Genomic DNA, 22,721 nt, shown 5'->3' on the forward strand with positions numbered 1-22,721 from the left:
CATCTGACGTGCACCGACATGTCACAGCGTCGACGCCGAATAGCACAACGACTACGCGACGTTGTTTCCCATGAGCATTGCTTCTGTCCTGATAGCCAGCGACAAGCCGGACGGCACGGCGACCGGCTCGGCCGGCCCGCGCTATTCGCTGTTGCTGTCCACCGACCCCAGCTCGATCGAGGCGGCGCAGCGGCTGCGCTACGACGTGTTCAGCAGCACACCCGGATTCACCCTGCCGGCCGGCGCGCCCGAGCACCTCGACGTCGACCGGTTCGACGAGCACTGCGACCACCTGCTGGTCCGCGACGACGACACCGGCGAGTTGGTGGGTTGTTACCGGATGCTGGCGCCCGCGGGCGCGATCGCGGCCGGGGGGCTTTACACCGCAACGGAATTCGACGTGCGCGCCTTCGACGCGCTGCGGCCGTCGCTGGTGGAGATGGGACGCGCCGTCGTCCGGGACGGCCACCGCAACGGCGGCGTGGTGCTGCTGATGTGGGCGGGCATCCTGGCCTACCTGGACCGCTACGGCTACGACTACGTGACCGGCTGCGTGTCGGTGCCCATCGGCGACGCATCCGACGGTGACGTGCCGGGCAGCCAGCTGCGCGGCGTCCGCGACTTCATCCTCAACCGGCACGCCGCGCCGCCGCGCTACCGGGTGCGCCCCTACCGGCCGGTCCGCGTCGGCGGGCGGGACCTCGATGACATCCCCGCGCCGCCGCGCCCGGCGGTGCCGCCGCTGATGCGCGGCTACCTGCGGCTGGGCGCCCAGGTCTGCGGCGAGCCCGCGCACGACCCGGACTTCGGGGTGGGTGACTTCTGCGTGCTGCTGGACAAGCGGCGCGCCGACACCCGATATCTGAAGCGGCTGCGGTCCGTCTCGGCGGCGGCCGACATGGTTGGCGGCGCCTGATGAGCGCCCCCGCAGTCACCGACCACGCCTGGCTGCCCCGCGCGACCTGCGACAGCAGCTGTGTGCGGGTCGGGCCAGCCTCGGCGGGGTGGCGGGTGGTGCTGCGGGTGACGCTGCGCGTCATGCTGGCGGTGCTGCTGGTGTCGCTGGTGCCGCCGGCGCTGCTGCCGCTGCCGGGACAGGTGCGGGTGCAACGGTTTTGCTGCCGGGTGCTGCTGCGGTGCTTCGGTGTGCGGATCAGCGTTTCGGGCAGTCCGATCCGGAACCTGCGCGGGGTGCTGGTGGTCAGCCCCCACATGTCCTGGTTGGACGTGTTCGCCATCGGTTCGGTGCTGCCCGGGTCGTTCGTGGCCCGGGCCGATTTGTTCGGCGACCTCTCGGTGCGCCTGCTCAAGATCATTCCCATCGAACGCGCCGATCTGCGGCGGCTGCCCGGGGTGGTGCAGACCGTCGCCCACCGGCTGCGTGCGGGCCAGACCGTCGTGGCGTTTCCGGAGGGCACCACGTGGTGCGGGCTGGCCTGCGGGTCGTTCTATCCGGCGATGTTCCAGGCCGCGATCGACGCCGGTCGCCCGGTCCAGCCGCTCCGGTTGGCCTACCACCACGTCGACGGCTGCGTCTCGACCGCTCCGGCCTTCGTCGGCGACGACACCCTGTGGCGGTCGATGTGCCGGTTGCTGGCCGTGCGCCGCACCTGGGCGCACGTCCACGTGGAATCCCTGCAGCTGCCGGGCACCGACCGCCGCGCGCTGGCCCGCCGTTGCCAGTCGGCGGTGGGCGTAGGAGTGCCCCAGCGCCCGGGCCGGCGCCACGTGCTGGTGGCTTCCTAGCTTTAGGGCCCTTGCGGACCTGCAGGTATCGTGGGGCGCGTCATGGTCTACCTGGATCACGCCGCCACCACCCCGATGCACCCCGCCGCCATCGAGGCGATGACGGCCGTGCTCGGCACGGTCGGCAACGCGTCGTCACTGCACACCAGCGGCCGGGCGGCGCGGCGGCGAATCGAGGAGTCCCGCGAGCTCATCGCCGACAAGCTGGGTGCGCGCCCGTCCGAGGTGATCTTCACCGCGGGCGGCACCGAGAGCGACAACCTGGCCGTCAAGGGCATCTACTGGGCCCGGCGCGGCGCCGATCCGCGGCGCCGGCGCATCATCACCAGTGCGGTCGAGCACCACGCCGTCCTGGACTCGGTGAACTGGCTCGTCGAGCACGAGGGCGCGGAGGTGACCTGGCTGCCCACCGCCGCCGACGGCTCGGTGTCGGCGGCCGCGCTGCGCGAGGCGCTGCAGGGCCACGACGACGTCGCGCTGGTATCGGTGATGTGGGCCAACAACGAGGTCGGCACCGTGCTGCCGGTGGGCGAACTCGCCGCGGTGGCGGCCGAATTCGGAGTTCCCATGCACAGCGACGCCGTGCAGGCGGTGGGGCAGCTGCCCGTCGACTTCGCGGCCAGTGGGCTGTCGGCGATGAGCGTCGCCGCGCACAAGTTCGGCGGTCCGCCCGCCGTGGGGGCGTTGCTGCTGCGCCGCGACGTCGCCTGCGTGCCGCTGTCGCACGGCGGCGGCCAGGAACGCGACATCCGTTCCGGCACACCCGATGTCGCCGGTGCCGTCGGCATGGCTGCGGCCGCCCGGATCGCGGTGGACGGGCTGGAACCCAACGCCGCGCGGCTGCGGGCGCTGCGCGATCGCCTGGTCGAGGGGGTGCTGGCCGGCGTCGACGACGTCAGCCTCAACGGCGCCCGCGACCCGTCCCCCGCGAGCGGGAGGTACCCCCAGCGGCTGCCCGGCAACGCGCACTTCACCTTCCGCGGCTGCGAGGGTGACGCGCTGCTGATGCTGCTGGACGCCAACGGCATCGAGTGTTCGACCGGTTCGGCGTGCACCGCCGGTGTGGCGCAGCCCTCGCACGTGCTGACCGCGATGGGCGCCGACCCGGCGAGCGCACGCGGGTCGCTGCGACTTTCCTTGGGGCACAACAGCGTTGACGCCGACATCGACGCGGTGCTGCGGGTGCTGCCCGGCGCAGTGGACCGCGCCCGACGCGCCGCGCTGGCCGCCGCGGGGGCGCCGTAAGTGAAAGTCCTCGCCGCGATGAGTGGCGGCGTCGACTCGTCGGTCGCCGCCGCCCGCATGGTCGACGCCGGGCACGACGTGGTCGGCGTGCACCTGGCGCTCTCGTCGGCGCCGGGCACGTTGCGCACCGGCTCGCGGGGTTGCTGCTCGAAAGAAGACGCCTCCGACGCGCGCCGGGTCGCCGACGTACTCGGAATCCCCTTCTACGTCTGGGATTTCGCGGAGCGGTTCAAGGCGGACGTGATCGACGATTTCGTCGAGTCCTACGCCCGCGGGGAGACGCCGAACCCGTGCGTGCGGTGCAACCAGCGGATCAAGTTTTCGGCGCTGTCGGCGAAAGCCCTTGCGCTGGGCTTCGATACGGTGGCCACGGGCCACTATGCCCGGCTCTCGGGTGGGCGGCTGCGCCGAGCCGTCGACCGGGACAAGGATCAGTCCTACGTGCTGGCCGTGTTGACCGCCGAGCAGTTGCGCCACGCGGCGTTTCCGATCGGGGACACCCCCAAACCGCAGATCCGCGCCGAGGCCGCCCGTCGTGGCCTGGCCGTCGCCCAGAAACCCGACAGCCACGACATCTGCTTCATCCCGTCCGGGAACACCCGCGCCTTTCTGGGCGAGCGGATCGGGGTGCGCCCCGGCGCCGTCGTCGCCGCCGACGGCGCGGTGCTGGCCACCCACGACGGGGTGCACGGTTTCACCATCGGGCAGCGCAAGGGCCTGGGCATCGCCGGGCCGGGACCCGACGGCCGCCCGCGCTACGTGACCTCGATCGACGCCGAGACCGGGACGGTTCGGGTCGGCGAGGCGGCCGACCTCGACGTCCACGCGCTGGTCGGGCGGTCGCCGGTGTTCACGGCCGGCGCCGCGCCGCGCGGCCCCGTCGAGTGCGCGGTGCAGGTGCGGGCACACGGTGAAACGGCCGACGCGGTGGCCGAGCTGGTCGACGACGAGCTCGTCGTCCGGTTGCGGGCGCCGCTGCGCGGTGTCTCGCCCGGCCAGACGCTGGTGCTGTACCGGCGGGACCGCGACGGCGACGAGGTGCTCGGCAGCGCCACCATCGCCGGCACGTCGGTTTCAAGGATTTCTTGAGGATCCGCCAAGGGCCGCGGCCGAACCTTTCCTGGACAGCGAGGAAAGGAACCAGCAGACATGTGCACACCCCAGGTCACCGCGCGCGAGATGCCGGGCGTTCGGACCAACGCCCTGGCCGTCGCGGCGTTCGTGCTCAGCCTGACGGGCATGTACGGCAGCCCGGCCGTCAGCGGCATTCTTGCCGTGTTCGCGTTGCGCCAGGCCAGGCACCGCGACCAGAACGGTTTCGCGCTCGCCCTCGCCGCGGCGGCGGTCTCCGTGGCCTTCACGGCCTTGCACGTCGCGATGTGGATCCACTCCGGTCAGGCGAGTTTCGAGTTGTTCACGCCGACGCACTGGTGAGCTGACCCGATGGTGGCGACCCGCTTCGCCCGGCCGCGCCGCGCTAACCCGGCACGTTGGCGGCGATGTTCGTCATCACGATGTCGGACACCGATTGGGGAAAGCCGCAGAACGTGACCTCGACCATGGCCACCGACAGCACCCGGTAATCGCGCCCGCATCCACCGGGCCCCAGGTGCAGCGAGTTGGCGTTGGCGTTCCAGTCGCCGACCAGCACCTGGCCCGAAGAGCCACCCGCGCAGTTGCCGACGGCGGCCACCAGGGCGCCGAAGGCACGCCGCGCGGCATCGACATCCGGATAGGCCGCTGCGCCCTCGGAGATCAGGGCGCCATCCGGCGGGTCCTGGAAGGTGGTCTTGTGGAACTCCTCGAGGTCGGGGCCGAACGTCGCCGTCTCGGCGTAGAGGAACCGGCATTCGGGCGGCGTGGTGTCGGCGAGGGCGTCGATGTCCACCGGGCGGCTGCCATCCATCGAGGGAATGATCGTCAGGTGCTCGCCGGCGCCGGTGATCGCGCGCATCCGGGGCTGGTCGAGCAGGATGGTGTCGACGTTCACGCCGTGCACCCCCTTGGCGGCCGGGCCGAATCCCGCGATCGCCGTGCCGTCCACCACGCGGGTGCACGCGGCCGTCAGCAGCACCGCTACGCACACCCAGTACAGTGGCCGCGCCGATTTCCCCATGAGCCGCACCCTTCTCGGGTTGAACCTACCTGTCCCGAACACCCCTGGCGACCGGCGCGCGATACGACGTCGAATACGGTTGGCCGGTGAGTGTTTTCGCGACCGCCAGTGGCATCGGGTCCTGGCCGGGCACCGCGGCCCGCCCGGCCGCCGAGGTCGTGGTCGGCGAGTTGGCGGACGCGCTGGCCCACGTCGTCGAGTTGCCCGCCAGGGGAGTGGGCGCCGACCTACTGGGCCGGGCCGGCGCGCTGCTGATCGACGTCGCCATCGACACGGTGCCGCGCGGCTACCGCATCGCCACCCGGCCCGGCGCGGTGACGCGCCGCGCGGTCAGCCTCCTCGACGAGGACATGGACGCGCTGGAGGAGGCCTGGGAGGCGGCGGGCTTGCGCGGCACCGGACGCGTGGTCAAGGTGCAGGCTCCGGGGCCGATCACGCTCGCCGCCGGGCTCGAGCTGGCCAACGGGCACCGGGCCATCACCGACCCCGGCGCCGTGCGCGACCTGGCGGCGTCGCTGGCCGAGGGCGTCGGCGCGCACCGCGCGGCGCTGGCCCGGCGGCTCGACACACCGGTGGTCGTGCAGTTCGACGAGCCGTCGCTGCCGTCGGCGCTGGGCGGGCGACTGACCGGGGTGACGGCGCTGAGCCCGGTCGCCGCGCTCGACGAGGCCGTCGCCGGCGCGCTGCTGGACACCTGCGCCGCGGGCGCGGGCGCCGAGGCGCTGTTGCACAGCTGCGGCCCCGGGCTGCCGTGGGATCTGTTGCGGCGCAGCGCGATCGGCGCCGTCTCGGTGGACGCGAGCACGCTGCGGGCGGCGGATCTGGACGGAGTCGCCGCGTTCGTCGAATCGGGTCGTGCCGTCATGCTCGGCGTCGTCGAGGCCGGCGCGCCGCAGCGTCGGCCCTCGGTCGAAGAGGTGGCCGCGGCCGTGGTTTCGGTGACCGATCGGCTGGGCTTCGGGCGTTCGGCGCTGCGCGATCGCATCGGCGTCACACCGACGTGCGGGCTGGCCTCGGCGACGCCCGAATGGGCCCGCGCGGCGATCGGGCTCGCCCGCAAGGCCGCCGAGGCGTTCGCGGAGGACCCCGACGCCATCTAGTCATGCAACCAGAAGGTTGCATTTTGCGCGCTGCCGTGATGGACTCATACGCAACCAGGAGGTTGCATATGAGCACTGATCGCATCGAGAAGCAAGTCGTGTTGCGCGCGCCGCTGGACCGGGTGTGGCGGGCCATCACCGACGCCGAGGAGTTCGGTCGCTGGTTCGGGGTCCGCTTCGACGGGCCATTCGTGGCCGGCGAGTCCGTCACCGCGACCATCACCCCGACCACCGTCGACGAGCAGGTCGCCAAGCGCCAGGAGCCGCACGCCGGGGTGACGACAACGTGGCAGATCGTCGCCGTCGAACCGCGGCGGCGGTTCGCCTACCGCTGGCGTCCGTGCCCCGGCGACCCGGACCCCCAAGACGGCCAAGACCAGGAGCCCACCACGCTGGTCGAGTTCGTCCTCGCCGAGACGCCCGACGGCGTGCTGCTCACCATCACCGAATCCGGCTTCGACGCCATCCCCGCGGCGCGTCGCTCGACGGCGTTCGAGTCCAACTCCGAGGGCTGGGCCATCCAAACCGACCTGGTGCGCAGGTATCTGGCGGACGCCCGCGTATGAACGCGGTCGGGGCGCCGCTGTACCCCCTCTTCAGTGCGCTCGGGGACCCCAATCGGCTGCGGATCATCGTCCGGCTCTGCGACCTCGGTCCGAGCTCGACTTCGCAAGTCACCGAGGTCATTCCGGTCACCCGGCAGGCGGCCAGCAAGCACCTGCAGCTGCTGGAGAGGGCCGGGCTGGTCGCCAGCAGCCGACGGGGTCGCGAGCGCGTCTGGACCGTGCGGACCGAGCCGCTGGCCCAGGCCAGCGACTACCTCACGCAGTTGTCGCGCCGCTGGGACGCCGCGGTGGACCGGTTGCGGGCTTACGTGGAGGGGCAGTGACGCGCCGGGGCCGTGTCGGCGTCCTCGGATAACCTGCCAGGGTGAGCTCAGCAGAAGCTGATTCGGTGTCGCCGGACGTCCGGAGGCAGTGGCAGGAACTGGCCGACGAGGTCCGGGAGCATCAGTTCCGCTACTACATCAAAGACGCGCCGATCATCTCCGACGCCGAGTTCGACAGGATGTTCAAGGAGCTCGCCGCGCTGGAGGATCGGTATCCGGAGCTTCGGGTGGCCGACTCGCCGACGCAGCTGGTCGGCGGGGCTGGCTTCGCCACCGATTTCACCGAGGCCGAGCACCTCGAGCGGATGCTGAGCCTGGACGACGTGTTCGACCGCGACGAGTTGCTCGCCTGGAGCAATCGAGTCGAAAACGAGATCGGCCGCGACCCCTACTACCTGTGCGAGCTCAAGGTTGACGGGGTGGCGCTGTCGCTGGTGTACCGCGAGGGCCGGTTGGAGCGCGCCGCGACACGCGGCGACGGTCGAGTCGGCGAGGATGTGACGCTGAACGCGCGCACCATCGAAGACGTACCCGAGCGGCTGACGGTCAATGACCACTTCGCGATTCCGACCCTGCTCGAGGTGCGCGGCGAGGTCTTTTTCCTGCTGGCCGATTTCGAGGCGCTCAATGCCAGCCTGGTCGACGAGGGCAAGGCACCGTTCGCCAACCCGCGCAACAGCGCGGCCGGCTCGCTGCGCCAGAAGAATCCGGCCGTCACCGCGCGGCGCAAGCTCCGGATGATCTGCCACGGCATCGGCCGCACCGAAGGATTCGCCCCGAAGACCCTGCACCAGGCCTACACGGCGCTGCACGCCTGGGGGCTCCCGGTGGCAGAGCAGACGACACGGGTGCGCGGGGTGGGCGCCGTGGAGGATCGGATCAGGTTTTGGGGCGAGCACCGCTACGACATCGACCACGAAATCGACGGCGTCGTCGTCAAAGTCGACGAGTTCGGGTTGCAGCGCCGGCTTGGCTCGACATCCCGTGCGCCGCGGTGGGCCGTCGCCTACAAATACCCGCCCCAGGAAGCGCAGACGAAGCTGCTCGACATCCGGGTCAACGTTGGTCGCACCGGACGCGTCACCCCGTTCGCGTTCATGACACCGGTCAAGGTGGCCGGGTCGACGGTGGGGCTGGCCACCCTGCACAACGCCGCGGAGGTCAAGCGCAAGGGCGTCTTGATCGGCGACACGGTGATGATCCGCAAGGCCGGCGACGTGATCCCGGAGGTCCTGGGTCCCGTCGTCGACCTGCGCGACGGCTCTGAGCGTGAATTCGTCATGCCTGCAACGTGTCCCGAATGCGGCACCCCCCTCGCACCCGCGAAAGAGGGTGACGCCGACATCCGCTGCCCCAACGCCCGGTCCTGCCCGGCGCAGTTGCGGGAGCGGGTGTTTCACGTCGCCGGCCGCGGCGCGCTGGACATCGAGGGACTCGGTTACGAGGCCGCCATTGCCTTGCTCAAGGCTGGCGTGATCGCCGACGAGGGGGACCTGTTCACCCTCACCGAGGACGACCTGCTGCGCACCGAATTGTTCCGGACGAAGGCCGGTGAGTTGTCCGCCAACGGCAAGCGACTGCTGGCCAACTTGGATAAAGCCAAGGCGCAGCCGCTGTGGCGGGTGCTGGTGGCGCTGTCGATCCGGCACGTCGGCCCGACGGCCGCCCGCGCGCTGGCCACCGAGTTCGGGAACCTCGAGGCCATCGAGGCGGCGTCCACCGAGCAGCTGGCCGCCGTCGAGGGTGTCGGCCCCACGATCGCCGCCGCGGTCACCGAATGGTTCACCGTCGACTGGCACCGCGCGATCGTCGACAAGTGGCGGGCGGCCGGGGTGCGGATGGCCGACGAACGCGACGCGAGCGTGCCGCGCACGCTGGAGGGCCTGACCATCGTGGTCACCGGTTCGCTGACCGGCTTCTCCCGTGACGACGCCAAGGAGGCGATCGTGTCGCGCGGCGGCAAGGCCGCGGGTTCGGTGTCGAAGAAGACAGACTACGTCGTCGCCGGGGACGCGCCCGGATCCAAATACGACAAGGCGGTGGAACTCGGCGTGCCGATCCTCGACGAGGACGGCTTCCGAAACTTGTTGGCCGAGGGCCCGCCGAAGGGCGCGGAGTGACAGCCGGGGCTCACCGCAGCATCGTTGCGACGATCCCGGCCAGGTAGCCCAGCCGGGCGACCTCGGACGGCCGGAATTCCGGGCGCGGTCGGCCCAGCACCACCGCCGTGTGCGGGTCGCCCAGCGGAGCGGCGACCATCGCGATGTCCATGTCGCGCCATGCCGGCGGCACCCACTCGCCCGTGCTGTCGAGCGTTCCGGCGCGCTCGATCGGCAGCCAGGGGGCGGAATCGGCCTTGGTTTCGGGAGCGCCCGGGCTGCCGGCGAGGCGCTCGAGGTCGCCGGCGGAATCCCGCAACACCGTGCACCAGCTGACCCGCAGCACCCTGGGCGCCTCGTCGGCGAGGACCTGCAGCCGCGCGGCGTTGTCGCCGGCGGCGGCGACATGGTCGAGGAGCTCCAGCTCGCGGTGGGCCTCCAGCAGCCCGGTGTGCGGCCGGACGCTGTCCACCCGGACGTTGGGCAGCGACTCGGCGGCGGTGATCAGCCGGTCCGGCATCGCCCCCGGCGGCAGCTCGATGACCAGGTCGTCGATCGCATAACCCGAGCTGCGCTCCACCACGTCCAGCGACAGGATGTCGGCGCCGACCGAGCCGAGCGCCACCGCGAGCGAGCCCAGGCTGCCCGGGCGGTCGGCCAGCTCGATGCGCAACAGATACGACGGCACGGCCAACACTGTCGCACAGCCATGTATCCACGACATTTCGGCGAACCTGACTGCGCGGCGGTCCCGGGCGCCCGGTAGCAGCGATCGCAAGCGCGGCGAAGCCGGGCGCAGCGGGTCGCGACCATCTGGATAGGCTTTCCAGTCGTGTCTCAGATCTCCCGCGACGACGTGGCGCACCTGGCCCGGCTTGCCAGGCTGGCGCTGACCGATGGCGAGCTGGACAGCTTCGCCGGCCAACTCGACGCCATCCTGACCCACGTCAGCCAGATTCAGGCCGTCGACGTCACCGGCGTCGAGCCGACCGACAATCCCCTGAAGGACGTCAACGTCACGCGTCCCGACGTGACGACACCCTGCCTGACGCAGGCCGAGGCGCTGGCGCAAGCCCCCGAAGCCGTCGACGGCCGCTTCGCCGTGCCGCAGATCCTGGGGGACGCCGAGTGACCGAGATCGTCCACTCCGACGCCGCGGCGCTGGCCGCCCGGATCGCCGCCGGCGAGCTTTCTTCCACCGAGATCACCCGGGCCTGTCTGGACCGGATCGAGGCGACCGACGACCGGTACCACGCGTTTCTGCACGTGGCGCCAGACGAGGCGCTGGCCGCCGCGGCCGCCGTCGACAAGGCGGTGGCCGCCGGCGAGCGGCTGCCGTCGGCGCTGGCCGGGGTCCCACTGGCGCTCAAGGACGTGTTCACCACCGTCGACATGCCCACCACCTGCGGCTCCAAGATCCTCGAGGGCTGGCGTTCCCCCTACGACGCGACGGTCACCGCGCGGCTGCGCGCCGCCGGCATCCCGATCCTGGGCAAGACCAACATGGACGAGTTCGCGATGGGCAGCTCGACCGAGAACTCCGCCTACGGGCCCACCCGCAACCCGTGGAACCTCGACCGGGTGCCCGGCGGCTCCGGCGGCGGCAGTGCGGCGGCGCTGGCCGCGTTCCAGGCACCGCTGGCCATCGGCACCGACACCGGGGGCTCCATCCGCCAGCCGGCCGCGCTGACCGCGACCGTCGGCGTCAAGCCCACCTACGGCACGGTGTCCCGCTACGGGCTGGTCGCGTGCGCGTCGTCGCTGGATCAGGGCGGGCCGTGCGCGCGCACCGTGCTGGACACGGCCCTGCTGCACCAGGTGATCGCCGGGCACGACGCCCGCGACTCGACCTCCGTCGAGGCCGCGGTGCCCGACGTCGTCGGCGCCGCCAGGGCCGGCGCGACCGGTGACCTCAAGGGGGTGCGCATCGGCGTCGTCAAGCAGCTGCGCGGCGAGGGCTACCAGCCGGGGGTGCTCGCGTCGTTCGAGGCCGCCGTCGAGCGGTTGACCGCGCTGGGTGCGGAGGTCGGAGAAGTCGACTGCCCGCATTTCGATCACGCGCTGGCCGCCTACTACCTGATCCTGCCGTCCGAGGTGTCGAGCAACCTGGCCCGCTTCGACGCGATGCGCTACGGGTTGCGGGTCGGCGACGACGGCAGCCACAGCGCCGAGGAGGTCATGGCGCTGACCCGCGCCGCCGGCTTCGGGCCGGAGGTCAAGCGGCGCATCATGATCGGCACCTACGCGCTGTCGGCCGGCTACTACGACGCCTACTACAACCAGGCGCAGAAGGTCCGCACGCTGATCGCCCGCGACCTCGACCGGGCCTACGAATCCGTCGACGTGCTGGTGTCGCCCGCGACCCCGACCACCGCGTTCCCGCTCGGCGAGAAGGTCGACGACCCGCTGGCCATGTACCTGTTCGACCTGTGCACGCTGCCGCTGAACCTGGCCGGCCACTGCGGCATGTCGGTGCCCGCGGGGCTGTCCCCGGACGACGACCTGCCGGTCGGGCTGCAGATCATGGCGCCCGCGCTGGCTGACGACCGCCTGTACCGGGTGGGCGCCGCCTACGAGGCGGCCCGCGGGGCGTTGCCCGCTCCGCCGACCGTCTAGTCGAGAGTTAGGCGCCCCATCGCCGGGCCGGCCAGGCAAGATAACAGGATGCGGATCGGAATTCTCACCGGGGGCGGCGACTGCCCCGGGCTCAACGCCGTCATCCGTGCGGTGGTGCGCACCTGCGACTCGCGGTACGGCTCGTCGGTGGTCGGATTCCAGGACGGGTGGCGCGGGCTGCTGGAGAACCGGCGCATCCAGCTGCAGAACGACGACCGCAACGACCGCCTGCTGGCCAAGGGCGGCACGATGCTGGGCACCGCGCGCGTGCACCCCGACAAGCTGCGCGCCGGGCTGAGCCAGATCAAGCAGACCCTCGACGACAACGGCATCGACGTGCTGATCCCGATCGGTGGCGAGGGCACGCTGACGGCCGCGCATTGGCTGTCGGAAGAAAACGTTCCCGTCATCGGTGTGCCGAAGACCATCGACAACGACATCGATTGCACGGATGTGACTTTCGGCCACGACACCGCGTTGACCGTGGCCACCGACGCCATCGATCGGTTGCACAGCACGGCCGAATCGCATCAGCGGGTGATGCTGGTCGAGGTGATGGGCCGCCATGCCGGCTGGATCGCGCTGAACGCCGGGCTGGCGTCCGGCGCGCACATGACGTTGATCCCGGAGCAGCCCTTCGACGTCGAGGAGGTGTGCCGGCTGGTCAAACGCCGCTTCCAGCGCGGGGATTCGCACTTCATCTGCGTGGTCGCCGAGGGCGCCAAACCGCTTGCCGGCTCAATGGGCTTGCGCGAGGGCGGAATCGACGAGTTCGGCCACGAGCGCTTCACCGGTGTTGCCGCGCAGCTGGGCGCCGAGGTCGAGAAACGGATCAACAAGGAGGTCCGGGTGACCGTGCTTGGCCATGTCCAGCGGGGCGGCACTCCGACGGCCTACGACCGGGTGCTCGCGACCCGGTTCGGCGTCAACGCGGCCGACGCCGCCCACGCGGGGGAGTACGGCCAGATGGTCTCGCTGCGCGGGCAGGACATCGGCCGGGTGCCGCTGGCGGACGCCACCCGCCAGCTCAAGCTGGTGCCCGAAAGCCGCTACGACGACGCCGCGGCCTTTTTCGGCTAACCGGCCACCCGCTTGCGAACATCTGGTGGCCCGGAATTGACGACCGCCTGAATTTGCCGCGGAAGGGAGCAGCTCACGGCTGGTCACGGCCGTTTTCGTGGTTTTCTGCCCGGTCAAAGCGGTTATACCGTTGGTTATGAGCAACCGCGGTTCGAATCGCGGATTCATTCGGCAGCCTGCTGCGCCGGCGGGACGCCCGGTTCCGCCCGACCGTCCGCGGCCGGCGGGCTGGCGGGTCGAGGACGACCCGGCGTCGCCCACGGTGCCGCAGCCCCCGCCCACCAAGCCCGCACCGGCGCGGCGTGTCCCACCGAGGCGTCGTCCCGAGCTCACGGTGGGCGGGACCGCGCTCGACAGCCTCGATGAGCAGCCGATCGAAGACTCCGCACCGTTCAGCTGGCGAGAATTGATCCGCCGGCTCACCGGAATCAACCTGGGGCCGGGCAAGGAGTCGACATACGAACAACAGTTGCGGGATCGAATCCGCACGCCCGTCGCCGCTGCATTTCCCGTCGCCGTCCTCAACCTCAAGGGTGGCGTGGGCAAGACCGTGGTGGTCGAGGCGCTGGGCTCGACCTTCGCCGCGGTGCGCGACGACCGGGTCATCGCGGTGGACATCGACGCCGGCGACCTGGCGGAGCGCCACGGCCGCCGCAACCCGCTGAGCCTGGCCGACCTCCTGCTGAACGGCGGCGCCGCGCAATATTCCGAGGTGCGCGCGCACACCTACAAAAACAGCTTCGGGCTCGAGGTGCTCGGGCTGCCGGACTATACGCACACCGACTGGCGGCTCGACCCCCACGACGTCGTCACCGCGTTTTCGATTCTGCGCAAGCACTATTCGGTGGTGTTGGTGGACTGCGTCAAGGCGGTGAACTCGGCGGTGATGGACACCGTGCTGCCGGAGTCGCGGGCCCTCGTGGTGGTCACCAGCACGTCCATCGATGCCATCCGGAAGACCAGAACCACGCTGGACTTGTTGCGCAACAACGGCTATCAGCGATTGATGAAGTCGACCGTGCTCGCCATCAACCACGTCGAGGCCGGCAAGGTCGGCGTGGTGGCCGCCAAGGAGCTCGAGCAGTTGTCCGCCCGCGTCGCGGCGACCGTCGTGCTGCCGTTCGATCGGCACGTGCATGACGGCAAGGAGATCGGTCTGGATCGTCTGAGCAAGGAAAGCAGGCGCAGCTACCTGGAGATGGCGGCCACGATCGCCGACATGTTCGGCGAGCAGGGTGCGCCGCGAAACCTCCGATTGGGGGCAAGCCGGACGCCGCGCCGGTGCTGAGCGCCGCCCTATCTTCCGTCGCTCCTGTCGGGTGGTGACCCGCGGCGGCCGGCCTCGCCCTCGCTACGATCGACGTCATGAGTGTTGCCGCCGGCGCCGACCTGATGGAGTACGACGAGGTCATCGCGCGCTTTGACCCGGTGCTCGGCCTCGAGGTGCACGTCGAGCTGTCCACCGCGACCAAGATGTTCTGCGGCTGCGCCACCGCGTTCGGCGCCGAGCCCAACACCCAGGTCTGCCCGGTGTGCCTCGGGCTGCCCGGTTCGCTGCCGGTGCTCAACGAGGCCGCGGTCCGGGCGGCGATTCGGATCGGGCTGGCGCTGAATTGCGAGATCGTGCCCTGGTGTCGCTTCGCGCGGAAGAACTACTTCTACCCCGACATGCCGAAGAACTACCAGATTTCGCAGTACGACGAGCCGATCGCGGTCAACGGCTACCTGGACGCGCCCCTGGAGGATGGCAGCACCTGGCGGGTGGAGATCGAGCGGGCGCACATGGAAGAGGACACCGGCAAGCTCACCCACCTGGGCAGCGAGACCGGACGCATCCACGGGGCGACGACGTCGCTGATCGACTACAACCGCGCAGGCGTGCCGCTGATCGAAATCGTCACCAAGCCGATCGTCGGCGCCGGGGCCCGAGCCCCGCAGATCGCCCGGGCTTACGTGACCGCGCTGCGAGATCTGTTGCGCGCGTTGGACGTTTCCGATGTCCGGATGGACCAGGGCTCGATGCGGTGTGACGCCAACGTGTCGCTGATGCCGACGGGAACGGCCGAGTTCGGCACCCGGACCGAGACCAAGAACGTCAACTCGCTGAAAAGCGTCGAGGTCGCCGTGCGCTACGAAATGCAGCGCCAGGGCGCGGTCCTGGCATCCGGCGGCCGGATCATCCAGGAAACCAGGCACTTTCACGAATCCGGCTACACCAGCCCGGGCCGCACCAAGGAGACGGCCGAGGACTATCGCTACTTCCCCGAGCCCGACCTGGAGCCCGTCGCGCCCAGCCGCGAGCTCGTCGAGCAATTGCGGCAGACCATCCCCGAGCTTCCCTGGTTGAGCCGCAAGCGAATTCAGCAGGAGTGGGGCGTCTCCGACGAGGTGATGCGGGACCTCGTCAACGCCGGCGCCGTCGATCTGGTCATCGAGACCGTCAAGCACGGCGCGCCGAGCGAACAGGCGCGCGCCTGGTGGGGAAACTTCTTGGTGCAGAAGGCCAATCAGGAGGGCATCGATCTGGACGAGCTGGCCATCACCCCGGCCCAGGTCGCCGCGGTGATCGCACTGGTCGACGAGGGCAAGCTGTCGAACAAGTTGGCCCGCCAGGTGGTCGAGGGCGTGCTCGCCGGGGAGGGCGAACCGGAGCAGGTGATGACGGCGCGCGGCCTGGCGCTGGTGCGCGACGACTCGGTGACCCAGGCCGCCGTCGACGAGGCCCTGGCCGCCAATCCCGATGTCGCCGAAAAGATCCGCGGCGGCAAGGTGGCGGCGGCCGGCGCGATCGTCGGTGCGGTGATGAAGGCGACGCGCGGGCAGGCCGACGCGGCGCGGGTGCGCGAACTCGTCCTGGCGGCCTGCGGTCAGGGCTGACCGCGGGCGCCGGCCGACCCCGCGGAAATAGTGTTTTAAAAATGCGTCGCGCGGACCGATGATGGTGATGTGTTCGACGACGTGATGGCGATGCTGGACGGTCCGGTGTTCATCGTGACCACCCAGGCCGACGGTCAGCCGTCCGGTTGCCTGATCAGTTTCGCCACCCAGACCAGCGTCCAGCCCCCGAGCTTCATGGTCGCGATCCCGCGCAGCAGCGGCGCCTGCGAGGCGGCGCGCTCATCCGAGCACCTGGCGGTGCACGTGCTGGCGCAACACCAGGTTGTCCTGGCCGAGCTGTTCGAGAACGACGCGGACGACCAGGCCGACAAATTCGCTCGCTGCTCGTGGCGCGCCGGCCCCCGCGGGATGCCGATACTCGACGAGGCGATCGCATGGTTCGTCGGGCGCACCGCGTATTGGATCGACATCGGCGATCACGTGGGCTACATCGTGGAACCCGTCGGCGGGTGGGCGCCCGAATCCTACGAGGACGTGCTGTACCTGTCCGATCTCGACGACCTCGAACCCGGCCACGAGGCGCCGGAACGGTTCGTCCTGCACAAGCCGTCGGCCGAGCCGCGCAAATACGGCATCAGGTTCACCCTCGACGGGCCCGTTTAGGTCTTGTCGTCGTTGTTCCGCGGGAAGCCGCCGCCCTGCGGGAACAGCGGGAACACCACGTCGTCGAGTTTCTCGGCGTCCCCGGCGGTCTTGTTGACCGTTGCGCCCCAGACGTTTCCGTCCGGCGACATCCGCAGCGCCCACGCGTGGGCGTGGGTGTCCTTGCGGACGACGTCGGGTTCGCCGGTGACGGCGCCGGTCGACGGCGCGAGCCGCACAGCGACCGTCAGCTTGGTGTTGATCAGGTTCACCAGCACGGTCCCGTCCATCGCCGCGCACCCGGCCACGCCCGGCTTGTCGGGCCATGTCCACACCGTGGAGACCTCCGAGGTCTTGGTGATGCGCTGCAAGCGATCCGCGGTGGGGGTGCGGTCGGCGACGTACAGCGAACCGTCGACGGGGTCGATGCACATCCCGCCGCCGGAGCCGACGCCGGACAGCGCGGTCGTCGGCGGCGCCTGACCGATGGTGGTCGGCTGTTCGATGCGCAGCACCTTCCCGGCCAGGGACTTGGGGTCGGCGGCCATCGCCGGATTGCCGGCGTCGCCGGTCATCACGACGAGCGTCGTGGGGCTGGTGAAGATCAACGCCCCGGTGTTGCCGGTGGCGCCCTTGGGGATCCCGGTCAGGATGTCCTTCGGGATGTCCCCGTCGGCCACCCGGATCACCCGGTTGTCGGTGGGCGTGCTGATGTAGGCGTACATCAGCCGGTCCTGCTGGTAGGTCGGCGAGAGCACGATGTCCATCAGGCCGCCGTCACCGGACGGGTCGACGGGGATGACGGTCTTCACCTTCGGCTCGGCGCTGACCGAGATGTCCTTGACGGCGCCGGTGGTGCGCTCGGCGACCAACGCGGTTTTGCTGTCCGGCCCCATGATCAGGCCGCTGGTGCTCTCCAGGCAGCCCTGCATGACCCCCGGGGCAGGGCACGCCTTGGGGAACGGCGTCGGCGGGAGCGGGGGCGGCGGGGGAGGCGTCGAGCTCGGCTGCGGCTTGAGTTCGGGGTTGGTGGTGAACGGTTGGGACTGGGCGTCGTTGAACCGCGCGCACCCGCTCGCGACCAGCACCACAGCGGAGAACGCGGCGAGCGCGCCGCGAACCGAGCCCCGTATCCGCATGACCGACAGGCTACGGACTGTGCGGGCGGTGCCGCCACACGCGGGCCCCGTCCGGTTCCGCAAGCTGTGCCGGTGGAGCGCCGATTTTCCCCGTTTCGGCCGCTGGGACGAGCTCGGCGGACCGCCGGAATGGCGATTTGGGGCCAATTGGGGGCGATTTGGCGGACTAACCGGCGAAAGCGCCGCTCAAATCCCCGATTCGGGCCAATTTGCCCTTACCCTGACACGCGTGACCAGTCAATCGAATGACGCACCTTGGCAGCGGCCGGGCGAAACCCCGGAGCCAATCCCCGGGCGCCCCGCCTCCGCGCGCCTGGTCGACCCCGAGGATGACCTGACGCCAGTCGGGTACCCGGGCGATTTCGGAACCACCACGGTCATCCCCTACCAGGACCCCAGCCAGCACGCCGGGCCGGGCGTGAGCGGATATCACCTGCTCGACCAGCAGGAACCCCTGCCCTACGTCCAGCCGCAGTCGATCCAGGCGGCGCCGATCTCGGCCACCGAGCCGGCGCAGATCGATGCGGCGCCCGACACCAGGCACCGCGAGGTAGGACGGCGCGGAACCCAGCACCTGGGTTTGCTGGTGTTGCGGGTCGGGCTGGGCGTGGTGCTGGTGGCCCACGGGCTGCAGAAGCTGTTCGGCTGGTGGGGCGGCGGGGGACTGGCCGGTCTGCGGAATTCGCTGTCCGACGTCGGCTACCACCACGCCGACATCCTGGCCTACGTCAGCGCGGGCGGTGAGATCGCGGCGGGGCTGTTGCTGATCCTGGGCCTGTTCACCCCGGTGGCCGCGGCGGGCGCGCTGGCGTTCCTGATCAATGAGCTGCTGGCCACCGTGTCGGGCGGCTCCCGTTCACACGCCTTCTCGTATTTCCTGCCGCAGGGCCACGAATACCAGATCACGCTGATCGTCCTGGCCGCCGCGGTCATCCTGTGCGGGCCGGGCCGCTACGGCCTGGACGCCAACCGGGGTTGGGCGCACCGGCCCTTCATCGGGTCGTTCGTCGCCCTGCTGGCCGGCATCGCCGCCGGGATCGCGGTGTGGGTGCTGCTCAACGGGGTCAACCCGATCGCCTGACATCATAGGGGTTGGGCACCCGCCCCGAGCTGGCCTCGGTCAGCTGCGGCAGTGTCGCGAAGGTGACCGCGGGCAGGCGCAGCTCCGCCCCGCTTTTCAGCCTGGCCCGCGCCCAGGAGCCGCGATGGAAGCGCAGCCCCTCGACCTCGTCCCAGCGCACCGTCCGGCTGCCGAACAGGGTCCGGACGGTCACGCCGTCCGCGTCGGCGACCGTGCGCAGCCGGACTATCAACGCGGACAACACCACCGGGATGATCAGCAGCGGCGCGGTCACCGGCCAGGCCAGCACCGGTATCAGCAGGCCCAGGGTGAAGAATCCGACGGCGAAGTGGGCCATCGGCGACACCTTGATCACCACGGGGGAATCGGTAGCCACCAGAGCATCATTTCACCGCAGGCCCGCGCGGCCGACGGGGCCCGGATTTGACTCCTGAGCTGTGCGAAGGCTACCGTCGGACGCTATGGATACCGCCGGAAAGCCCGGAATGCTCGTAGTACTTAGTCAGCGCGTTGGTGGCTGACTGCTCTTCGGCATTCGCAGCAATCCAGCACCAACGCGCAACCCTCGTTCAGCAGCCGAGCTGACGGGGGTTTTTTCTTGCGCGGCAACGAAACATAACGCGAAGCGTGAACAGACGGGACAAGAGGGCGAGGACGACAGTGAGCGCACCCACCAAGCCACAATCACCCCGGCCGCCTGACGCGGCCGGCGTCGCCACCGACGCGGTGAAACCGGCCGCAAAGACGCCGGCGACCGCACCGAAACGCGTTGGGCCCGAGCAACTTACCGGGGCCCAGTCGGTGATTCGGTCGCTGGAGGAACTCGACGTCGAAGTGATCTTCGGGATTCCCGGCGGCGCCGTGCTGCCGGTGTACGACCCGCTGTTCGACTCGAAAAAGCTGCGCCACGTGCTCGTTCGTCACGAGCAGGGTGCCGGTCACGCCGCCAGCGGATACGCGCACGCCACCGGCAAGGTCGGCGTGTGCATGGCGACGTCGGGTCCGGGCGCCACCAACCTGGTCACCCCGCTGGCCGACGCCCAGATGGACTCGATCCCCGTCGTCGCCATCACCGGGCAGGTCGGGCGCGGCCTGATCGGCACCGACGCCTTCCAGGAGGCCGACATCTCGGGCATCACGATGCCGATCACCAAGCACAACTTTCTGGTGCGGTCGGGCGACGAGATTCCACGGGTGATCGCCGAGGCGTTCCACATCGCGCGCTCGGGACGCCCGGGCGCGGTGCTCGTCGACATCCCCAAGGACGTGCTGCAGGGCCAGTGCACTTTCAGCTGGCCGCCCCGCATGGACCTGCCCGGCTACAAGCCGAACACCAAGCCGCACAACCGGCAGATCCGCGAGGCCGCCAAGCTGATCGCGACCGCGCGCAAACCGGTGCTCTACGTCGGGGGCGGGGTCATCCGCGGCGAGGCGACCGAGCAGCTGCGCGAACTGGCCGACCTGACCGGCATCCCCGTGGTCACCACGCTGATGGCCCGCGGCGCGTTCCCGGACAGCCATCCGCAGAACCTGGGCATGCCCGGCATGCACGGCACGGTGGCCGCGGTGGCGGCGCTGCAGCGCAGCGACCTGCTGATCGCGTTGGGCACCCGGTTCGACGACCGGGTGACCGGAAAGCTGGACTCGTTCGCCCCGGAGGCGAAGGTCATCCACGCCGACATCGACCCGGCCGAGATCGGCAAGAACCGGCACGCCGACGTGCCGATCGTCGGCGACGTCAAGGCCGTCATCACCGAGCTCATCGCGATGCTGCGCCACCACGACGTGCCCAAAGACCTCGAGCTGACCGACTGGTGGGCGTATCTGCGCAGCGTCCAGTCCACCTACCCGCTGAGCTACGGCCCGCAGAGCGACGGCAGCCTGAGCCCCGAGTACGTGATCGAGAAGCTCGGCGAGATCGCCGGCCCGGATGCCGTCTACGTCGCCGGGGTGGGTCAGCACCAGATGTGGGCCGCGCAGTTCATCTCCTACGAGAAGCCGCGCACCTGGCTGAATTCCGGCGGGCTGGGCACCATGGGGTTCGCCATCCCGGCGGCCATGGGCGCCAAGATCGCCCGCCCGGACGCCGAGGTGTGGGCGATCGACGGGGACGGCTGCTTCCAGATGACCAACCAGGAGCTGGCCACCTGCGCGATCGAGGGCGCACCGATCAAGGTGGCGCTGATCAACAACGGCAACCTGGGCATGGTGCGCCAGTGGCAGACGCTGTTCTACCAGGAGCGTTACTCGCAGACCGACCTGGCCACCCACTCGCACCGGATCCCCGACTTCGTGAAGCTGGCCGAGGCGCTGGGGTGCGTCGGATTGCGTTGCGAGCGCGAGGAAGACGTGGTCGACGTGATCCAGGCGGCCCGGGCGATCAACGACCGCCCCGTGGTGATCGACTTCATCGTCGGCGCCGACGCGCAGGTGTGGCCGATGGTGGCCGCGGGCACCAGCAACGACGAGATCCAGGCCGCGCGCGGCATTCGCCCGCTGTTCGACGACGAGACCGAAGGGCACGCCTGATGCACGCGAAAACGCACACCCTGTCGGTGCTGGTCGAGGACAAACCCGGTGTGCTCGCCCGGGTGGCGGCGCTGTTCTCCCGGCGGGGCTTCAACATCGAGTCGCTGGCCGTCGGCGCGACCGAGCAGAAGGACATGTCGCGGATGACCATCGTGGTCTCCGCCGAGGAGACTCCGCTCGAGCAGATCACCAAGCAGCTCAACAAGCTGATCAACGTGATCAAGATCATCGAGCAGGACGAGGACGGCTCGGTGTCCCGTGAGCTGGCGATGATCAAGGTGCGGGCCGACGCCGGCACCCGCAGCCAGGTGATCGAGGCGGTGAACCTGTTCCGCGCCAAGGTGATTGACGTGTCACCGGAATCGCTGACCATCGAGGCCACCGGTGACCGCGGCAAGATCGAGGCGTTCCTGCGCGTGCTGGAGCCCTTCGGCATCCGCGAGATCGCGCAATCCGGAATGGTGTCGCTGTCGCGCGGTCCGCGCGGCATCGGCACCGCCAAGTAGCAGACCCCTGAACAAGCGAGGAGATATTCAATCGTGGCATTAGAGATGTTCTACGACGACGACGCGGACCTGACGATCATCCAGGGCCGCAAGGTCGGCGTCATCGGATACGGCAGCCAGGGGCACGCGCACTCGCTGAGCCTGCGCGACTCCGGCGTGCAGGTGCGCGTCGGGCTCAAGGAGGGCTCGAAGTCCCGGGCCAAGGTCCAAGAGCAGGGCCTGGACGTCGACACGCCGGCCGAGGTCGCCAAGTGGGCCGACGTCATCATGCTGCTGGCCCCCGACACCGCCCAGGCCGACATCTTCAAAAACGACATCGAGCCCAACCTGAAGGCCGGCGACGCCTTGTTTTTCGGCCACGGGCTCAACATCCACTTCGACCTGATCAAGCCCCCCGCCGACGTCACCGTGGCGATGGTCGCCCCCAAGGGGCCCGGCCACCTGGTGCGCCGCCAGTTCGTCGACGGCAAGGGTGTGCCGTGCCTGATCGCCGTCGACCAGGACCCGACGGGGCAGGGCGAGGCGCTGGCGCTGTCCTACGCGAAGGCCATCGGCGGCACCCGGGCCGGCGTCATCAAGACCACCTTCAAGGACGAGACCGAAACCGATCTGTTCGGTGAGCAGGCCGTGTTGTGCGGTGGCACAGAGGAATTGGTGAAGGCGGGCTTCGACATCATGGTCGAGGCGGGCTATCCGCCGGAGATGGCGTACTTCGAGGTGCTGCACGAGCTCAAGCTGATCGTCGACCTGATGTACGAGGGCGGCATCGCCCGGATGAACTACTCGGTGTCCGACACCGCGGAGTTCGGCGGGTACCTGTCGGGCCCGCGCGTCATCGACGAGGGCACCAGGGATCGGATGCGGGAGATCCTGCGCGAGATTCAGGACGGCACCTTCACCCGCAAGCTCGTCGCCAACGTCGAGGGCGGCAACAAGGAACTCGAGCAGTTGCGCAAGCAGAACGCCGAGCACCCGATCGAGGTCGTCGGCAAGCGGTTGCGCGACCTGATGAGCTGGGTGGACCGCCCGATCACGGAAACGGCATAGGGATCGGCTGCGCCGAAACGTAAACCTTTGCGACCGTTTTCGGCGTGT

The 22,721-nt window shown here is 70.0% G+C and carries 23 protein-coding genes; 19 read left to right on the plus strand and 4 right to left on the minus strand.

Features of this window, described 5'->3' with window-relative positions:
- The first annotated feature begins 70 nt into the window (after nt 1–70).
- Genes A5696_RS14890 through A5696_RS14910 form a run of 5 tightly spaced genes read left to right on the plus strand, consistent with a single transcriptional unit; the run spans nt 71 to nt 4,425 of the window.
- Complete coding sequence (locus A5696_RS14890; RefSeq protein WP_067880119.1) at nt 71–916, plus strand: GNAT family N-acetyltransferase; 846 nt, start codon at nt 71–73, stop codon at nt 914–916.
- A complete protein-coding gene (locus A5696_RS14895; RefSeq protein ID WP_067880121.1) occupies nt 916–1,746 on the plus strand; it encodes a 1-acyl-sn-glycerol-3-phosphate acyltransferase in 831 nt (276 codons plus the stop codon). Before A5696_RS14890 ends, A5696_RS14895 begins: the two co-directional genes overlap by 1 nt.
- Nucleotides 1,747–1,788: 42 nt before the next feature.
- The gene (locus tag A5696_RS14900) at nt 1,789–2,991 is read left to right on the plus strand and encodes a cysteine desulfurase family protein (RefSeq protein WP_067880125.1); all 1,203 of its coding nucleotides are present in this window, start codon (nt 1,789–1,791) and stop codon (nt 2,989–2,991) included.
- Nucleotides 2,992–4,080, plus strand: a complete 1,089-nt coding sequence (mnmA, locus tag A5696_RS14905) for a tRNA 2-thiouridine(34) synthase MnmA (protein WP_067880128.1) — start codon at nt 2,992–2,994, stop codon at nt 4,078–4,080.
- 60 nt (nt 4,081–4,140) lie between these two features.
- Entirely contained in the window at nt 4,141–4,425 is a 285-nt protein-coding gene (locus A5696_RS14910) for a hypothetical protein (RefSeq protein WP_067880131.1), read from the plus strand.
- Between the two features lie 43 nt (nt 4,426–4,468).
- Here A5696_RS14910 and A5696_RS14915 read toward each other — a convergent pair whose 3' ends face one another.
- Complete coding sequence (locus A5696_RS14915; RefSeq protein WP_067880134.1) at nt 4,469–5,107, minus strand: sensor domain-containing protein; 639 nt, start codon at nt 5,105–5,107, stop codon at nt 4,469–4,471.
- 86 nt (nt 5,108–5,193) lie between these two features.
- On the opposite strand from A5696_RS14915, the gene A5696_RS14920 reads away from it, so the two are divergent.
- From A5696_RS14920 to ligA, 4 genes are all read left to right on the plus strand, one after another.
- Entirely contained in the window at nt 5,194–6,207 is a 1,014-nt protein-coding gene (locus A5696_RS14920) for a methionine synthase (RefSeq protein ID WP_067880137.1), read from the plus strand.
- 68 nt (nt 6,208–6,275) lie between these two features.
- Nucleotides 6,276–6,773, plus strand: coding sequence for an SRPBCC family protein (locus A5696_RS14925; RefSeq protein ID WP_067880140.1), 498 nt, complete (start codon nt 6,276–6,278; stop codon nt 6,771–6,773).
- Nucleotides 6,770–7,096: a helix-turn-helix transcriptional regulator gene (locus A5696_RS14930; RefSeq protein WP_067880144.1), complete on the plus strand. Its 327-nt coding sequence runs from the start codon at nt 6,770–6,772 to the stop codon at nt 7,094–7,096. The genes A5696_RS14925 and A5696_RS14930 overlap by 4 nt, the downstream gene beginning before the upstream one ends.
- A gap of 41 nt (nt 7,097–7,137) precedes the next feature.
- Nucleotides 7,138–9,216, plus strand: coding sequence for an NAD-dependent DNA ligase LigA (gene ligA, locus A5696_RS14935; RefSeq protein ID WP_067880146.1), 2,079 nt, complete (start codon nt 7,138–7,140; stop codon nt 9,214–9,216).
- Between the two features lie 10 nt (nt 9,217–9,226).
- Here the strand turns inward: ligA and A5696_RS14940 are convergent, their stop codons facing one another.
- The gene (locus tag A5696_RS14940; RefSeq protein ID WP_156738406.1) at nt 9,227–9,883 is read right to left on the minus strand and encodes an amino acid-binding protein; all 657 of its coding nucleotides are present in this window, start codon (nt 9,881–9,883) and stop codon (nt 9,227–9,229) included.
- Nucleotides 9,884–10,027: 144 nt separating this feature from the next.
- Here A5696_RS14940 and gatC point away from each other — a divergent pair, with 144 nt between their 5' ends.
- The 6 genes from gatC to A5696_RS14970 all read left to right on the plus strand — a co-directional run bounded on the left by gatC (nt 10,028) and on the right by A5696_RS14970 (nt 16,392).
- The gene (gene gatC / locus A5696_RS14945) at nt 10,028–10,327 is read left to right on the plus strand and encodes an Asp-tRNA(Asn)/Glu-tRNA(Gln) amidotransferase subunit GatC (protein WP_067880152.1); all 300 of its coding nucleotides are present in this window, start codon (nt 10,028–10,030) and stop codon (nt 10,325–10,327) included.
- Entirely contained in the window at nt 10,324–11,811 is a 1,488-nt protein-coding gene (gatA, locus tag A5696_RS14950) for an Asp-tRNA(Asn)/Glu-tRNA(Gln) amidotransferase subunit GatA (protein ID WP_067880155.1), read from the plus strand. Before gatC ends, gatA begins: the two co-directional genes overlap by 4 nt.
- A gap of 48 nt (nt 11,812–11,859) precedes the next feature.
- Nucleotides 11,860–12,891, plus strand: coding sequence for an ATP-dependent 6-phosphofructokinase (locus A5696_RS14955; RefSeq protein WP_067880158.1), 1,032 nt, complete (start codon nt 11,860–11,862; stop codon nt 12,889–12,891).
- 136 nt (nt 12,892–13,027) lie between these two features.
- Nucleotides 13,028–14,179, plus strand: coding sequence for a MinD/ParA family protein (locus A5696_RS14960; protein WP_082956328.1), 1,152 nt, complete (start codon nt 13,028–13,030; stop codon nt 14,177–14,179).
- A gap of 77 nt (nt 14,180–14,256) precedes the next feature.
- A complete protein-coding gene (gatB, locus tag A5696_RS14965; protein WP_067880163.1) occupies nt 14,257–15,768 on the plus strand; it encodes an Asp-tRNA(Asn)/Glu-tRNA(Gln) amidotransferase subunit GatB in 1,512 nt (503 codons plus the stop codon).
- Nucleotides 15,769–15,852: 84 nt separating this feature from the next.
- Nucleotides 15,853–16,392, plus strand: a complete 540-nt coding sequence (locus tag A5696_RS14970) for a flavin reductase family protein (RefSeq protein WP_067880573.1) — start codon at nt 15,853–15,855, stop codon at nt 16,390–16,392.
- Here A5696_RS14970 and A5696_RS14975 read toward each other — a convergent pair.
- Nucleotides 16,389–17,510, minus strand: coding sequence for a sorbosone dehydrogenase family protein (locus A5696_RS14975; protein ID WP_067880166.1), 1,122 nt, complete (start codon nt 17,508–17,510; stop codon nt 16,389–16,391). The two genes, A5696_RS14970 and A5696_RS14975, sit on opposite strands and share 4 nt — an antisense overlap.
- Nucleotides 17,511–17,739: 229 nt before the next feature.
- Between A5696_RS14975 and A5696_RS14980 the strand changes: the two genes are divergently transcribed.
- Nucleotides 17,740–18,591 carry a DoxX family membrane protein gene (locus A5696_RS14980; RefSeq protein ID WP_067880169.1) on the plus strand — a complete coding sequence of 284 codons (852 nt, stop codon included), beginning with the start codon at nt 17,740–17,742 and terminating at the stop codon, nt 18,589–18,591.
- Here the strand turns inward: A5696_RS14980 and A5696_RS14985 are convergent.
- A complete protein-coding gene (locus tag A5696_RS14985) occupies nt 18,575–18,928 on the minus strand; it encodes a PH domain-containing protein (protein WP_067880576.1) in 354 nt (117 codons plus the stop codon). The genes A5696_RS14980 and A5696_RS14985 overlap by 17 nt on opposite strands.
- A gap of 389 nt (nt 18,929–19,317) precedes the next feature.
- Between A5696_RS14985 and A5696_RS14990 the strand changes: the two genes are divergently transcribed.
- From A5696_RS14990 to ilvC, 3 genes are read left to right on the plus strand one after another with little or no spacing between them, the layout of a single operon-like run.
- Nucleotides 19,318–21,120, plus strand: coding sequence for an acetolactate synthase large subunit (locus A5696_RS14990; protein ID WP_369803355.1), 1,803 nt, complete (start codon nt 19,318–19,320; stop codon nt 21,118–21,120).
- Complete coding sequence (gene ilvN, locus A5696_RS14995; protein WP_067880175.1) at nt 21,120–21,626, plus strand: acetolactate synthase small subunit; 507 nt, start codon at nt 21,120–21,122, stop codon at nt 21,624–21,626. Before A5696_RS14990 ends, ilvN begins: the two co-directional genes overlap by 1 nt.
- A 45-nt stretch (nt 21,627–21,671) precedes the next feature.
- Nucleotides 21,672–22,673 (plus strand): ketol-acid reductoisomerase, encoded by a 1,002-nt coding sequence (gene ilvC / locus A5696_RS15000; protein WP_082956329.1) that lies wholly within the window; start codon nt 21,672–21,674, stop codon nt 22,671–22,673.
- Nucleotides 22,674–22,721 lie beyond the last annotated feature (48 nt).

It is taken from the genome of Mycobacterium sp. E2699 (assembly GCF_001666745.1).
Classification (GTDB): domain Bacteria; phylum Actinomycetota; class Actinomycetes; order Mycobacteriales; family Mycobacteriaceae; genus Mycobacterium.